Here is a 14,414-nt window from a genome sequence, read left to right on the forward strand (position 1 = left end):
AAAAGCAGGAGGTATGATAGCTTGAATATCTCACAAGTCTATTCAAAAGTTGTGTTAACTCCCTTTAGGCAAACATTCCATACAACTTATGGAAAAATGACAGCACATCACCCTCATCTTTTCGTTCAAGTTATGACGGACACAGGACAATTTGGCATTGGTGAGGCATCACCTTTGCCATTTGTTACAGGTGAAACAGCAGATATCATGAAAATAGCAATTGATCAAGTATTAGCACCAGCTATCCAAGGTCTAAGTATTTTTGCTTTACAAGAAATACATAAACGGATGAATGGGGTCCTTGGGCATATGGCTGGAGCAAAGTCGGCTATAGATATGGCTTTGTGGGATTTACAAGGAAAAGTTTTAGAAAAGCCAATCTACCAATTAATAGGTGCCGCATACAAGGATGAGATTCCGTTGACTTATGTCATAGGAAGTGATGCACCTGATAGAATGGCCCAACTCGCAAAAGAAAAAATCACTCTTGGTTTTACCACCTTAAAGGTAAAGATTGGGGCAAATGGTCGGTTAGATATTGAAGCGATTAAACAGATAAGACAGGCTATAGGTCCAGAAATTACGATTCGTGTTGATGCTAATCAAGGCTATACTGTAGCCGAAGCCATACGTGTGATCAATGCCATGGCTGATTATGATATCGATTATGTTGAGCAGCCTGTTCCTTATTGGAATATTGATGGACTTGCTCGCTTAAGAGCAGCGGTTTCTATACCCATCATGGCTGATGAAAGTCTTTATAATCATTATGACGCATTAGAATTAATCAAAAGGGAAGCCGTCGATCTTTTTGCGATCAAGCTGATTAAATGTGGAGGCATCTATCCTGCCATAAAAATTGCCCAGGTGGCTGAAGCAGCAGGCATCGAATGTGTTCTGATTAGTCCGTGGGATACTTTATTAGGGACCTACGCAAATCTGCATTTATCGATGGTGTTATCCGGGAACAGAGCGCATGAAATGGTTGGTCCTTTTTACATTTCTCATGATCCCTTTGGGGATGTGAATTGGAGGGGAAATGCGGGACTTTCTAAAACTTGTAACGGCATTGGTATCACAACGGCTTTTGACCAGCTTGGCTGATAGTCAAGTAAATAGTTCAGAGATCTGCATTGTATTTTCTATTTTGAGGTTAGGAGATGGAGGCAAGGCGATACACATCAAGCATTAAAAGGACAGACTGTGATTATTACCGGGGGGAGCTCGGGGATTGGTAAGGGAATTGTTGAAGCGTTTAATGATATTGGGGCAAATAGCGTAGTAGTCGATAAAAATGAAACTATGGGAAAAGAGCGGGAGGCTATGTTTAAGTATGCCACTTTTTCCCGTTGGATCTATATGATATGTCTCATTTTTATAAAGTCATTGATTTTACTGTGAAGACATTTGGAGCTATTCATCATCTTGTTAATTGTGCGGGAATCTATCCTTCTAAGCCTGCCTTAGAGATAAGTGAAAAGGATTGGGAGGCTGTCTTGAATTTGAAAGCACCTTTCTTTTTATCAAAAGCAGTAGCTGAATATTTTATTAAGGAAAAAATAGCAGGTTCAGTGACAAATAGTGCTCCTACAGCTGCGAGGATGGGACGACCTGGAGTGGCTGCTTATAGCTCGTCAAAAGCAAGACTTGTGATGTTGACGCGTGTACTTGCACTGAATGGGCAGCCTATGGGATCCGTGTCAATGCCATCTGTCCGGGATTGGTGGAAACCGAAACGGTTTTAAGTATGCTGACAACGACTGGAGCTGAGAAGGAGCATCAAGAAAAATTAGCCAAAGTACCTATCCATAGGGCGGCATTGCCGAAAGAGATTGCCAACGGCGTTTTATATTTTGCAGATGCCACAGAGGCTGGCTATATAATAGGTCAGGAGTTGTATAGTGATGGGGGCTACACGGCTGGACAGCTTTTCTCGACATTTGAAGAAGCGTAATCATAAATGTGCAAGAATGAAAGCGGAGGGGATAGCTTGCAGGCTAACATTCAACAAACTGTAGAGGGATTAAAGAATCAATTAGTCACATTATTACAAGGTTTAATACGGATTCCGAGTGAAAATCCTCCGGGTGATTACTCTGAAATCAGTTTGTTTTTGGAAAAAGAATTGATGATTCTAGGGTTTGAAGTAGAGATTATAGAGGTTCCTAGTAAACTTGTAGCAAAAATGGAAAAGTCTAAGCCGAGAAGGAATGTTATTGCGACTTTAAAAGGCTCTGAAGCAGGGCGTAACCTCATTTTCAATGCGCATATAGATACTGTTCCAGTAGGAAATGTGGACAAATGGTCCTATCCACCTTATTCAGGGCATATTGAAAAGGAACGCATATATGGGAGAGGAGCAACGGACTCTAAGGGGAGATTAGCGGCTTATATTATCGCAGCAATAGCTTTGAAAAAGTCAGGTCTCCCTTTTAAGGGGAGTATTACCATTGCTGCAACATGTGATGAAGAGACTGGTGGGGTTCTTGGGTCGGGGTTTGTTGCGGAGCAAGGAATCGTTTCAGGTGATAGTGTCATTGTTGAAGGGTATAGTAATCAAATCGTCCGGGCTACTGCGGGTGTACTACAGTTGAAAATCATCTCAAAGGGTGTCCCTGCTCATGCGGGTTTCAAATGGAAGGGGGTTAATGCTTTGGAGAAAATGACAAAGATAATCGAAGCGTTAGCGGCCTACCAGAAGGAGCTTGAAAATCAGCCCTCCAGCATTCCAGGCATGAAGTATACAACCGTTAATATTGGGACAATCAGCGGAGGAACTAAGATTAATGTTGTCCCAGACTTATGTAGTATTGAGGTAGACTTTAGGGTCATTCCTGAACAGTCAATTGAAGCGATTTATAAACGGGTTAAAGCCTTGATCCAACAATTAGCTGAAGAAGATCAGGATATGATTATTGAGATTGAAAAAATTCCAGATTTTGAAACTGAGCCTACCGTTATCTCGGAGGACTCTCCCCTTATAACGGCAATTCAAGAAGCAAACAAAGAGGTAACAGGGCAAACCTTGCCGGTTGTCGGGATGATGGGACAAACCGATGCGAGATGGTATATTAATAACGGTATTCCAAGCATTAATTTTGGACCAGGAACCAATGAAAATCATTTGCACGGTTATGATGAATATATGGATATCAAAGATTTGCTGCAAACAACAAAAGTTTTATCAGTGCTTGCACGAAATTTTTTAGCATAGCTAAGAATGAAAAAAGAGTGAAACTGCAAATCCCCAGGAGCTTTATGACTTCTGGGGATTTATAGTATAGTATGCGGCACAGAAAGTTGCTACCTTCTGCTGCGTCTTTGAAAAAAGAGCGGCTTTGACTTGTGGGTTGGCCTTAGGGGGGGCTGCCCACTGAAATAAGCCTTTGAAAAATCACATCAGGAGTGTCGGGCAAATGGGAGAAGCTCTCCATTATCTCTTACTTTTTTTAGCGACTCGGAAGATGTTGAGAATGCTGGCAAGTAAACCGCCCCAAAGAATGACCATTCCAATCACCATCATCGTTATTGCACTAGCTGACATTTTAGTTGGCCTCCTCTGTCTGAGCTGAAGTTTTTTTCCATTTGAAGGGGGTGAGCATACAGCCAATAATGATAGCAAGAAGCGTTACTATAATGCTGACAGATAAGAATGACCACTCGTAGCCGCCATAGGGAGTTTGAATATCCTCAATAAAGCTTTTAACCATCATGTATCCTAAAATAAGAGGTGTAATGACGCCAAGGCAAGCCTTCCACCAAAAGGCAAGGCGAATATCAGAGATCTGATTAGCATGATGCTGAAGCGCATTTAGCTTACGGGCTCCCCATGCTACGAAGATCACTTCAACCAAGCCGGCAAGAGCGATCCCGTATTGATTGACATAATGATCGACGGTATCTAAGAAATACAGGCCGCCACGGGAGGCATAGACGAGTGAAATGAGTGCCGATAATCCCGCGCCAACACTTACAGCTGTTTTGCGAGAGATATTAAATTTATCCTGAACCGCTGAAACATAGGCCTCTACAATTGAGATTAAAGAGGAGAGACCAGCAAAAATAATAGAGATAAAGAACAAGACAGCAAAAGGTACTTTGAGGGCTGGCAAAGTGTTGATGATTTGTGGAAGAACTACAAAAACAAGATTTACACCACCATCAACGACATCGTTGACTGCCTTCCCTTGAGATTGCGCCATGAAGCCTAGAGCAGCAAAAATACCGATGCCGGCAAGTAGCTCAAAGCCTGAGTTAGCAAAACCAGTGATAAAGGCATTATTAGTAATGTCAGATTTTTTAGGTAAATAACTTGAATAAGCGACCATGATACCAAAGGCAATGGATAAGCTGAAAAAGATTTGTCCATAAGCTGCGATCCAGACACTGCCACTCCATATTTTATGCCAGTCTGGAGTAAAGAAAGCATTCAAGCCTTCAGCTGCACCCGGCAAAGTGACAGCACGAATGACCACAATGGCAAAAAGAATGACAAGTAAAGGGATAAAGAACTTGTTAGCGACTTCGATGCCCTTTCGCACACCTTTGAATAACACAATAAAGACGACAAGCCAAACGAGGATTAAAGGAATAAAGACGCCCCAGACTATTCCACCGAAGCTTCCGGGATGGACATTAGCGAATTGTGCATAATCTTTACTAAAGAACGACGCTGTGTCCTTTCCCCAGTGTATATTAAAGGAGAACCATGTGTAGGCGACGGCCCAGGCGATAATGACAGAATAATAGCTAGAGATAATAAAAGAGACAACCACCTGCCACCAGCCAATCCATTCTCCTTTTTTAGAAATTCTTCCAAGTGTAAGAGGTGCTGAGCCTCGATACTTATGTCCCATTGTAAACTCAAGGATGAGTAGGGGAATACCAGCTGTGAGTAGTGCAACGAGATATGGAATGAAGAATGAGCCTCCTCCATTCGCATAAGCTGTGGCTGGAAAACGCCAGATGTTTCCTAATCCTACTGCAGAGCCGATGGCTGCTAGTACAAAACCAGCACGTGACCCCCATTGTTCTCGGTTTTCCATTTGGGAACCCCCTTCATGTTGTGATATTTTCTGACAAGTGTAACGATGTTTAGTATACCGTACGTTACTTTTTATGTAAACGAAATATTGTAAAATATAATAAAATTTAAAATAACAAGTCGAGGAGAGCATTGATGACTTGAGAAAATCGGTCAAGTGCCGGCACCTTGTTTGGGCATAGACCATCTATATGGAAGAAGCTTTATTGCAAGGCAAGTGGATCGGAGCGGGAAAGGGCACTAACCACTCCATTGACATTCAAAATTTTATATTATCTATCGTTTGGAAAACTTGGCTTGCACCACTTCGCTGGTACTCCTGATGTGATTTTTGCCACTCACACACTTAGGGTGCCCGCAAGCCTCAGGTGGCGAAAGTCAAAGCCCGCCTGATACTCTCTTCCTTTATGCGCGTCAGCGAAGGTATACATTCTGATAGTACAAAAAAACATCGCCGAAGGTGGCGATGCTTTTTACAACAGAATGATTAGGAGATCTTTTGTTCACTGATTTCATCTTCATCAGTAGTAATGCGGGATTCTTTTAAGGCACTAGCGACACCCCAGTAGTAGATAATAAGGGAACCAATTGCGACAACGATACTATCCCATGGACCTGGAATCACTTTATGAGGCATGTCCCCAGCACTGTTGGTAGGACCAAAAGAACCGAAGTAAAGGACAATAAGCATGAAGGCATAGTAACCAAATAGCCAAATCGTCGCTTTAAAATCCTCCTTTAAAGTGGCCTTTAATGCCTTATCCTTATCGACAAAAGCGAGATAAAGAACAAGTGAGGCGACAACGAAAAGGATCAAAATTTTCATGGTGTCCCAACCACTCCAATAAGCAACGAGAGAAGCGGCAATAAAGGCAAGAGGTGAAATCCAACTGCTTCCTCTTAATTTAAACGGACGAGGAAGATCAGGATCGGTTTTCCGGAACGATCCAAGAGAGATAGGTCCGAGCATATAAGTTAATACAAATGCTGATGTCACGGCACCAACGAGTCCGCTCCACGCCTGAAACTGTCCTGGTAACGTCCAGGCAATGCCCATGATGAGTGCCAGCCATAGAGCGCCGCGTGGCAATCCTGTGCGTTTATCAACCTTTTGGAATATCGAATAAAAATAGCCGTTTTTGGCCCAAGCGAACATGACACGAGCGGTTCCAGATAAGAAAATGTTTCCTGTGGCTGCTGGTGAGATTGCTGAATCAATAAGGACGAGGTTGGCTAGCCAGACAACACCAAGTGTTTTGGCAAGCTCTACCCAAGGAGATTCCCAATTGATACTCGCCCAACCCGCGCTGATCACATTACCCGGTACGGCACCAATAAAGGCAATTTGCAGAAGAAGATAAAGGATCAAGCAGAGCACAACAGATAATATAATGGCCAGTGGTACATCCTTCTGTGGTCGGCGGGCTTCAGCCGCAAAATCAACAGCTTGGCGGAAGCCAAGAAAGGCAAAAGCGATACCCGCTGCAACAACGGCTTTGAAGACACCGTGTAAGCCACCAGGGTCGGCGCCAGAAGCATGGAAATTACTTGGATGAAAATTAAAAAGCAGAATGATAACAATTAAAATTGGGACGATAAATTTAAAGAAGGTCAATGCGGTATTAAACTTTCCAAATACGTTGACACTCCAATAGTTAATTAAAAAGAAGACAACAATGAGTGCGGCTTGAAGAATAAAACCGGCAATACTTGGACTATGGTCTGCTGTCTCAAGACCAGTCCACCATGTGGAAGCATATTGACGCACAGCTTCTACTTCAACGCCAATGACACTGGTGTATCCCAACATGGAAGCAAATCCAGCAAGGTAGCCAACCATGGATCCGTGGGAATAGTCAGGATAGCGAAGAAATCCTCCTGAGCGTGGTAGTGCTGCGGAAAGCTCGGCGTAAACAAGACCGATAAGAATAAAGATAATAGCGCCGATGATCCAGGAAAGCCAGGCTAATGATCCAGCCAGCACCGCACCGTTCATTGCCCCGTAGAGCCAACCCGAGCCAATGATTGATCCACAGCCGAGAAACGTGAGGTCTAATAAATTAAGTCTTTTCTTAAATTGTCCCTGCTGCTCCATACGTGATGTTTCCTCCCTTTTTTTTCTATTTTCTAACAATAACAGTGCTAGTATAACTTCATAATTCAGATTAATCAATGTTTTTTGATAAATATATTAATATATTGGTTTTTGTATTAGCGCAAAATAACAGGCTTTATTCTCCTAACTGAAGAAGGGTGATGTTTATTTTTATGTTCAAAGGGAATGGTGATAGACAAGGGACAAACAAATTATTTGTCCCGAAGCCCTCCGCCTATTAAAATGTATAATGTTACCACATTAAATCTACAATCTACTGTTAAAGGAGCGATGCATAATGGGTAAAAAAGTAGCAGCTTTGATGACGGATGAGTTTGAGGATACTGAATTCACTGGACCGGCAGAAGCCTATCGAAAAGCTGGGCATGAGGTTGTCGTTATTGAGAAGGACAAAAGCAAAACGCTGACTGGGAAACACGGTGAAAAGGTGCCTGTAGACTTGACCATCGATGAAGTGACTCCCGATGATTTTGATGCGCTCTTAATCCCTGGTGGTTTTTCACCAGATTTACTGCGTGAAGATGATCGCTTTGTTGCCTTTGCTAAAGCGTTCATGGATAAAAAGAAGCCAGTGTTTGCGATTTGTCATGGACCGCAATTACTTATAACTGCCAAGACCCTTGAAGGAAGAAAGGCGACTGGTTACAAATCTATTAAAGTGGATATGGAGTATGCGGGGGCTAACTATGTGGATGAAGAAGTTGCTGTTTGCTGCAACCAGCTTGTTACAAGCCGCACCCCTGATGATATTCCAGCATTTAACCGAGAATCCTTAAAAATCCTGGCAGGTTAATTGAAAGGGGAAAAATATGGCTATTATAGCCCGGCCATAATCTTTCTCTTATTTCATAGCATAGATGCTTATGAAGGCTGAGGTACTGATACCTTAGCCTTTTCCAATCTATATTAATTGGTAAAGGGTAATGAAGGAGCTGTCTTATTAATAGTGAGGAGAAGTTTTAGAAGAGCGAGATTAGTGCGCTCGTTTTTTTGTGTAAAAAGAAGATGCGAAGGTGTATGTTGGGTCTGGGGCGTTGCTGGCCATTCACCACAAATGTCAATGCCCTCGATTGAAAACCGTTGAATAACCTTGCTAAGAATGCGCTCAAATGCGGGGAGTGTTAAGGAGCCTTGATCCCAGTTGGTCTTGGCATAGTGTTCTGAGAATACGTCTTTATCGACGCTTATGTAAAGCGATGGTGTAGAGAGATGCATTAAGGCTTTATCAATGTTGGAAGGCTGACACTGATCCTCGGAAAAAATTTGAACTCTATTCTGTAAATCTGCTTGAATAGCATTCTTAGCGTGTGGGTGTGTGCCAATGATAATGACCTGCTCTAAGAAGGGGAGTGTTCTGAGTGCTCGTGATACCCATGATCCACAGGTCAACAACTGGTCTCTTTCCAGCATGTCGCTATGGTGATCAAATAGGAGCAGTGTGAAAGGATGCTGGAGCTGTGACAGCAAATAGTAACTTAAATAATGAAAATTACCGCTACCCAAAAAGTAGACAGGAGTGGGTGGATAGGCTTCAATGCGTCTGCAGAGTTCTTGATACGCCGCCTCATCGCAAAAGAGATTTTTCCCTCTAATATCACTTAGATTAATCCATTGATGCGAGTAAAGTGTACGTAATTGCTTTTGCTGCTGATAGGTTCCATCTACATTCAGTAATGTTATCGATGCTTCTGACATCTTCGTCACTTCCTTAATTCTTTATGAAAGGGTTAACAAATCATCTGAATTCAATGGGTGTTATAAAATGAGATTCATAACGTATCACCATACATTTTATGCCGAAACCCTATTGAAAGCAATGAAAAGCACTTGCTAATAATACAATAATCAGATAAATAAAAGCATACGATAAAACGGAGAATATATATAGAAGAGCAATGTTGATGGTTGACCATTGGGCTGAAGAACGAACAAAAGATTGTCCTTAAAAATTTCTTGGGACAATCTTTTGCTTTAGCTATTTTATTTTTCGGTAAGCTTGAGAAACAAGTCGATATCCTGAACGATTTGTTCACAGGCATCCTTCCAGAAGGTATCTTGCTCAAGGTTACTGCCTAAGTGCTTCAAAGCCAGTTCTTCGACAGTCATGGCCCCGGTATCGCGTAAGAGGGCATCATATTTTTCTGCAAATGCTGGGCCCTCTTCTAATGCGCGAGCATAAATGCCAGTGCTGAACATGTAGCCAAATGTATACGGGAAATTATAAAAAGGCACATCTGTAATATAGAAATGTAACTTGGACTCCCAAAAGGCCGGATGATAGCTACTAAGTTCATCACAAAAGGCTTCCTTTTGGGCTTCTAGCATGAGGTTATTTAAGCGATCGACACTGACCAAGCCTTTTTTTCGTTCTTCGTAGAACCGGGTTTCAAATAAGAAGCGGGCGTGAATATTCATAAAGAAAGCGACCGCACGCTGAAGCTTATCCTCAAGCAAAGAAAGCTGTCCTTCTTTATTCTCAGATGATTTAATGGCCGCATCACTGACGATTAATTCTGCAAAGGTAGAAGCTGTTTCGGCAACATTCATAGCATAATCTTGGTTCAGATAAGGGATGTCATTCATCACGTGCTGGTGATACGCGTGCCCTAATTCGTGGGCTAAGGTGGATACATTTGACGGACTGCCACTATAAGTCATGAATATTCTTGACTCTTTTGTTAGTGGAAAGCTTGTACAGAATCCACCAGGGCGTTTTCCTGAGCGATCTTCTGCTTCAACCCAGCGGTTTTCTAGAGCTTTCTTTGCGAATGTTCCCATTGCAGGATTAAATTGACTGAAATTTTTAATGATGAATTCAGCTGCCTCTTCATAAGCAACCGCTTTTTCTTCTTTAGCAATAGGCGCTTCGACATCGTGCCAATCCAGTTTCTCTAATCCCAAAAGCTCGGCCTTACGTCTCAGATATTTAACAACATGAGGCTTATAACTTTCAATGGTTTGCCACATGGTCTCCAATGTTTTTCGAGTCATGCGGTTATAATCCAGTGGCTCTTTAAGAACATCATCCCATCCTCTTTGCTTATAGACCGATAAACGAAAGCCAGCGAGATGGTTGAGGGCACTAGAGGCAAGAGCTGCTTGGTCCTTCCATACGTTTTCCCACACATTAAAAGCTTGCTGACGGATCGAGCGGTCACTGCTTGTTAAGGCATTGGCCAATTGACCTACGGATAATTCTTGTTCGCCTTTTTCAGGATGGTTGAAGGGAATCGTCATTTCACCGACGATCACATCATAGAGGTCCCCCCACGCGTGGTAGCCGTCAACTGAAAGGGCGTTGACAAGTTGTTCCTGCTCGACAGGCAGTTGTTCTTGAGCTTTGCGACGTTTTTCATTGAGTGAGAATTGAATATCCTTTAGTGTGTCAGTTTTTAGCAGAGCCTCCCAAGTGGCTTCAGGAATTGCTGCGATTTGCGTATCGAGCAATGTTTCGCAGGATTTAAACCGTGCAAATAAGCTCTGCACAGAGTTAGAGAGAATATCCGCGTGTTTATCCTGCATATTTTGTGCGCGCAAACAGCTTGTGAAAGCACTTGCCTCTACAAGGCGCTGTGCTAAATTTTCATATGTATAAAGATTTTCTAACCAATTGTCCGCATGATCAAGAGACTTTGGTGCTGTACTGCTTTGGAGTGTGTCATAAAAAGCTTGGGTCTCGTTTTCTAGTGTCTCAAAAAATGCAGAAAAGGCTTCTGAAGCACTGCCACCTGGAAATATAGCATCGAGGTTCCATGTTTGATTAAGATGAGTCATAACTTACCTCCTACTTGAAAATAATGGGTCAATTTCAGAAATTCCCCTCATGAAGAGTATAGCAAATTAGGAGGAATCTGTCTGAAAATACAAAAGAGAATCGCATTATAACTTCTTATTTTATTGTGAATAGGGTGCTAACCCTTGGTTTATACGCTTGATCATTTAGCCACATGGTGAGGTGATAGGTGCCGGGAGAGAGTGCCTGGGCTATCGTTTTATACTGCTTGACCTCTCCTTTTTTTAGAGAAATAGTATCCATAACTTGAGCAAACATTTGACCGGTGGAATATTTTTTCACAAGCCGACCTTGAGAATCTTTAATTTCATAATCGAAGCGCTGTGCGGTATGAAAGCTGAGATTAAGTGCCTGATCTGAAATATTTTTAATGGAGAATAGAAAGTGAGCATGATGCTGCTCAACCTCAACCTTTACAGCAGCCTCTAATTTGTCAGTACGCTGCACGTTAGCTTTAGTCGGACTAGAGGAGCTATTTGACTTGGTGTTTGTACAGGCACTTGTTATGATTAGGAATAGGATAATCAACACGAGTTTTTTCATCGAATCATCACTCCTAAAGGGGGATTAACATGTTTAAAACCTTTCACATTAACACACAACATCATGATGACATGATTGATATGACGAGTGACTTGCAGGCATGGCTGGATGCGCAGCAAGTCGGAGATGGGCTGCTTGTTGTTCAATCTTTACATACCACGGCAGGAATAACAGTGAATGAAAATGCTGACCCTGATGTTAAGCGTGACATGTTGATGCGACTGGATGCCATCTATCCATGGACAGATCCGAACGACCGGCATTTTGAAGGGAATACTGCAGCGCATTTAAAGACCTCGACGGTTGGGATAACGCAAACACTTTTAGTAAAAGCTGGACAGCTCGTTCTTGGTACGTGGCAAGGCATTTATTTTTGTGAGTTTGATGGACCGAGAAGTAGAAAAGTCATGGCTCATTTTCAAGGCACACAATAGAATTAGCAGACCTCCCCAATATTGGGATATGGTATGATGATAAAATGAGGAGGTTGACAGGATTGATAAATATACTTTTTGTATGCCTTGGTAATATATGCAGATCGCCGATGGCTGAGGCACTGTTTAAATATAAAGTGGAGCAACAAGGGTTAAGTGACCAAATTTTCGTTGACTCAGCAGGAACGGGAAGCTGGCATATTGGTCATCCTCCCCATGAAGGCACTCAAGCAATCCTAAAAAGTAAGGGGATTTCCTGTGCTGATTTGAAGGGGAGAAAGCTGACCCCAAGTGATTTAACACATTTTAATTATATTATCGCAATGGATCAAAACAATGTGAAGACTATATTAAAATATTCTGATTCAAGGAGTGAGAAGCGGGTGCAGCGCTTATTGGATTTTGTCCCAGAGCAGCCACTCCGTGATGTTCCTGATCCTTATTATACTGGGGATTTTGAAGAAGTATACGCTCTGATTGATGCTGGAACCGATGCCTTGCTCACTCATATTTTTGAAGAGCACCAACAGTTAGGAGTGAAATAATATGAATTTAATCTCTATTGAGCCAACACCTAGCCCAAATTCAATGAAGCTGACCGTCAGTGAAACCTTGCCAAACGGCGAAAGCTTAAATTTCACTACGGAAACCCAGGAAACGGCACCAGAGCTTCTCAGACAGCTTCTTGCGATTGAAGGTGTAAAGGGGCTGTACCGCGTGGCTGATTTTATTGCTTTAGAGCGCTATCCAAAACAAGAATGGGAAGCTATTCTTCCTAAAGTACGTGCGGTATTTGGCGAGGATGAGGCCTCTTCAAAACGCGAAGCCAGCCCTAAGAAGAAGGAGGGGGAGGCTTATGGAGAAATTCGCGTCTTCATTCAAATGTTTCGCGATATTCCGATGCAGGCCAAGCTTGAAGTGGATGGCGAGGAAATCCGCGTTGGTCTCCCTGAACGCTTTATGGAGGCCATCATGAAGGCACAATCGGTTTCAGAGAATATTATCCTTGAGAGACGCTGGGTTGAACAAGCGCCGCGCTATGGGGAATTGGATGAGGTTCAAAAGGATGTGGCGGAGGAACTTGCTGCTGCCTATGACCAGGAGCGCATCGATCAGCTTGTCGATCAAGCCCTTCATAAGGATGAACCTGAAATGCAATCAATGTCGCCATTTCGAAAAGTGACCATGGCAGACCTAGAGGAAAGTGATTGGAAAAAACGCTACGCCGCTCTTGATCGTATGGATCCATCTTTGGAGGATTTGCCCATTTTAAATAAAGCTTTACATGATGAAAAAGTAGCGATTCGTCGTTTAGCCACTGTTTATCTTGGTATGCTTGAATCTCAGGAGGCGCTCCCTTATCTCTATGAAGCGCTACATGATAAAACGGTAACGGTGCGCCGGACTGCAGGTGATGCTTTATCTGATCTAGGGTTCCCGGAGGCCATCCCAGAAATGATCGCTGCTCTTAAAGATCCAAGTAAAATTGTGCGCTGGCGGGCTGCTATGTTTTTATATGAAGTGGGCGACTCAAGTGCTCTTGAAGCTTTAAAGGCAGCTCAGGAGGATTCAGAGTTTGAGGTGGCTTTACAAGTAAAGATGGCCATTGAGCGTATTGAAGGTGGTCAACAGGCGAAGGGTTCTGTCTGGAAACAGATGACCGAAGCGCGGCAAGCCAAAAACAATTAAAAGTGTTAAAGATGGAGAATGTGGGAATATAAAGAAACGATTTTCTATGTCCTATTTAACAGGGCTTCCTAAGTTTTCCTAACATGTTTTTGCAACATGTAACATACCATGGACTAGGTAAATATCAACAATCAGCGCCCAATATTACCAGTCGTCTTGTCTTATATTCATCTCCCTTTTGTGTAAAATAACACGTGTAGCTTTTTAGCTGCAATTAAAAAAGGGGGCGCAATCATGGAAGCTTATCCAAGACGAAGTAAACTGGGAAAGTTTATGCTTGTTGGGGGATTAGTAGGCGCCGCCGTCTCATTATTTGACCGTGGAACCCGAATGAGTGTGGTGAAAGGGATGGGGGCAACCAAAAACGGTGGCATTAAGCTTTATCAAAACATGAAAAGCGATCCGTCGAGTGTATCCAACTATATTAGAGAAAAAGCGGATAACATTAAAATGACGGCTCAAGAGGTTTCAAAGGACTTAACAGAAATGGCTGATAAAATGAATGGAGTCACAACAAGCTCCAAACAAGCCTATCAGTATGCAATGGAAACCGGCAGTGAAATTTCGGAAATTGCTCATAAGCTTCGTCATCCAATGCAGGGTCAGGCTTTACCTAGTGTTAGTGTAGCAGGGACTGGGGCCACAACAACAGCACAATCAAAGCCGCAAGAAAAGCAGACAACAACAGCGTCTACCGATGCAACAACGCTTAACTCAAGTCATTTTGGAAACGAATTTGGCAGTGAGGGGATTCACGAATACTTTCCTTCCAATTCATCCAATAAATAAAACCGT

The 14,414-nt window shown here is 42.6% G+C and carries 16 protein-coding genes; 10 read left to right on the forward strand and 6 right to left on the reverse strand.

All coding sequences use genetic code 11. The features are described from left to right. Positions 1-21: 21 nt before the first annotated feature. The 5 genes from IEW82_RS12140 (at position 22) to IEW82_RS12160 (ending at position 3,214) form a co-directional block, all read left to right on the forward strand. Entirely contained in the window at positions 22-1,104 is a 1,083-nt protein-coding gene (locus IEW82_RS12140) for a mandelate racemase/muconate lactonizing enzyme family protein (RefSeq protein ID WP_188694414.1), read from the forward strand. 99 nt (positions 1,105-1,203) lie between these two features. After that, positions 1,204-1,401 (forward strand): hypothetical protein, encoded by a 198-nt coding sequence (locus tag IEW82_RS20425; protein ID WP_373285719.1) that lies wholly within the window; start codon positions 1,204-1,206, stop codon positions 1,399-1,401. Further along, positions 1,350-1,745, forward strand: a complete 396-nt coding sequence (locus IEW82_RS20225) for an SDR family NAD(P)-dependent oxidoreductase (RefSeq protein ID WP_268237360.1) — start codon at positions 1,350-1,352, stop codon at positions 1,743-1,745. Before IEW82_RS20425 ends, IEW82_RS20225 begins: the two co-directional genes overlap by 52 nt. Beyond that, positions 1,724-1,954, forward strand: coding sequence for an SDR family oxidoreductase (locus IEW82_RS20230; RefSeq protein ID WP_268237361.1), 231 nt, complete (start codon positions 1,724-1,726; stop codon positions 1,952-1,954). Before IEW82_RS20225 ends, IEW82_RS20230 begins: the two co-directional genes overlap by 22 nt. Before the next feature lie 36 nt (positions 1,955-1,990). Continuing rightward, positions 1,991-3,214, forward strand: a complete 1,224-nt coding sequence (locus IEW82_RS12160; protein WP_188694421.1) for a M20 family metallopeptidase — start codon at positions 1,991-1,993, stop codon at positions 3,212-3,214. Positions 3,215-3,433: 219 nt separating this feature from the next. On the opposite strand, the gene IEW82_RS12165 is transcribed toward IEW82_RS12160, so the two are convergent. From IEW82_RS12165 to IEW82_RS12175, 3 genes are all read right to left on the reverse strand, one after another. Then, complete coding sequence (locus IEW82_RS12165; RefSeq protein ID WP_188694424.1) at positions 3,434-3,544, reverse strand: methionine/alanine import family NSS transporter small subunit; 111 nt, start codon at positions 3,542-3,544, stop codon at positions 3,434-3,436. A 1-nt stretch (position 3,545) separates the two neighbouring features. Continuing rightward, positions 3,546-5,045 carry a sodium-dependent transporter gene (locus IEW82_RS12170; RefSeq protein WP_188694426.1) on the reverse strand — a complete coding sequence of 500 codons (1,500 nt, stop codon included), beginning with the start codon at positions 5,043-5,045 and terminating at the stop codon, positions 3,546-3,548. 486 nt (positions 5,046-5,531) lie between these two features. Beyond that, positions 5,532-7,139, reverse strand: a complete 1,608-nt coding sequence (locus IEW82_RS12175) for an APC family permease (protein ID WP_188694429.1) — start codon at positions 7,137-7,139, stop codon at positions 5,532-5,534. 298 nt (positions 7,140-7,437) lie between these two features. On the opposite strand from IEW82_RS12175, the gene IEW82_RS12180 reads away from it, so the two are divergent. Continuing rightward, positions 7,438-7,953 (forward strand): type 1 glutamine amidotransferase domain-containing protein, encoded by a 516-nt coding sequence (locus tag IEW82_RS12180; RefSeq protein WP_188694434.1) that lies wholly within the window; start codon positions 7,438-7,440, stop codon positions 7,951-7,953. A 113-nt stretch (positions 7,954-8,066) separates the two neighbouring features. Here the strand turns inward: IEW82_RS12180 and IEW82_RS12185 are convergent, their stop codons facing one another. The 3 genes from IEW82_RS12185 to IEW82_RS12195 all read right to left on the reverse strand — a co-directional run bounded on the left by IEW82_RS12185 (position 8,067) and on the right by IEW82_RS12195 (position 11,496). Then, complete coding sequence (locus IEW82_RS12185; protein ID WP_188694437.1) at positions 8,067-8,855, reverse strand: arginase family protein; 789 nt, start codon at positions 8,853-8,855, stop codon at positions 8,067-8,069. A gap of 285 nt (positions 8,856-9,140) precedes the next feature. Next, the gene (locus tag IEW82_RS12190; protein WP_188694439.1) at positions 9,141-10,934 is read right to left on the reverse strand and encodes a M3 family oligoendopeptidase; all 1,794 of its coding nucleotides are present in this window, start codon (positions 10,932-10,934) and stop codon (positions 9,141-9,143) included. Between the two features lie 115 nt (positions 10,935-11,049). Further along, positions 11,050-11,496 carry a BsuPI-related putative proteinase inhibitor gene (locus IEW82_RS12195; protein WP_188694442.1) on the reverse strand — a complete coding sequence of 149 codons (447 nt, stop codon included), beginning with the start codon at positions 11,494-11,496 and terminating at the stop codon, positions 11,050-11,052. Between the two features lie 29 nt (positions 11,497-11,525). Between IEW82_RS12195 and IEW82_RS12200 the strand changes: the two genes are divergently transcribed. The 4 genes from IEW82_RS12200 (at position 11,526) to IEW82_RS12215 (ending at position 14,408) form a co-directional block, all read left to right on the forward strand. Then, on the forward strand, positions 11,526-11,930 hold the full coding sequence (locus tag IEW82_RS12200; protein ID WP_188694445.1) for a secondary thiamine-phosphate synthase enzyme YjbQ: 405 nt from the start codon (positions 11,526-11,528) through the stop codon (positions 11,928-11,930). Positions 11,931-11,992: 62 nt separating this feature from the next. Further along, on the forward strand, positions 11,993-12,475 hold the full coding sequence (locus IEW82_RS12205) for a low molecular weight protein-tyrosine-phosphatase (RefSeq protein WP_188694448.1): 483 nt from the start codon (positions 11,993-11,995) through the stop codon (positions 12,473-12,475). 1 nt (position 12,476) lies between these two features. Continuing rightward, positions 12,477-13,619, forward strand: a complete 1,143-nt coding sequence (locus tag IEW82_RS12210; RefSeq protein WP_188694452.1) for a conserved virulence factor C family protein — start codon at positions 12,477-12,479, stop codon at positions 13,617-13,619. Between the two features lie 234 nt (positions 13,620-13,853). Next, the gene (locus IEW82_RS12215) at positions 13,854-14,408 is read left to right on the forward strand and encodes a YtxH domain-containing protein (RefSeq protein WP_188694454.1); all 555 of its coding nucleotides are present in this window, start codon (positions 13,854-13,856) and stop codon (positions 14,406-14,408) included. The last annotated feature ends 6 nt before the right edge of the window (positions 14,409-14,414 follow it).

The organism is Pullulanibacillus camelliae, from assembly GCF_014642655.1.
GTDB lineage: Bacteria > Bacillota > Bacilli > Bacillales > Sporolactobacillaceae > Pullulanibacillus > Pullulanibacillus camelliae.

What these genes read in the sequence shown, in the direction of transcription:
- IEW82_RS12165 (WP_188694424.1), bottom strand. Translation starts at nt 3,544, where the DNA reads ATGTCAGCTAGTGCAATAACGATGATGGTGATTGGAATGGTCATTCTT.
- IEW82_RS12170 (WP_188694426.1), bottom strand. Translation starts at nt 5,045, where the DNA reads ATGGAAAACCGAGAACAATGGGGGTCACGTGCTGGTTTTGTACTAGCA.
- IEW82_RS12175 (WP_188694429.1), bottom strand. Translation starts at nt 7,139, where the DNA reads ATGGAGCAGCAGGGACAATTTAAGAAAAGACTTAATTTATTAGACCTC.
- IEW82_RS12180 (WP_188694434.1), top strand. Translation starts at nt 7,438, where the DNA reads ATGGGTAAAAAAGTAGCAGCTTTGATGACGGATGAGTTTGAGGATACT.
- IEW82_RS12185 (WP_188694437.1), bottom strand. Translation starts at nt 8,855, where the DNA reads ATGTCAGAAGCATCGATAACATTACTGAATGTAGATGGAACCTATCAG.
- IEW82_RS12190 (WP_188694439.1), bottom strand. Translation starts at nt 10,934, where the DNA reads ATGACTCATCTTAATCAAACATGGAACCTCGATGCTATATTTCCAGGT.
- IEW82_RS12195 (WP_188694442.1), bottom strand. Translation starts at nt 11,496, where the DNA reads ATGAAAAAACTCGTGTTGATTATCCTATTCCTAATCATAACAAGTGCC.
- IEW82_RS12200 (WP_188694445.1), top strand. Translation starts at nt 11,526, where the DNA reads ATGTTTAAAACCTTTCACATTAACACACAACATCATGATGACATGATT.
- IEW82_RS12210 (WP_188694452.1), top strand. Translation starts at nt 12,477, where the DNA reads ATGAATTTAATCTCTATTGAGCCAACACCTAGCCCAAATTCAATGAAG.
- IEW82_RS12215 (WP_188694454.1), top strand. Translation starts at nt 13,854, where the DNA reads ATGGAAGCTTATCCAAGACGAAGTAAACTGGGAAAGTTTATGCTTGTT.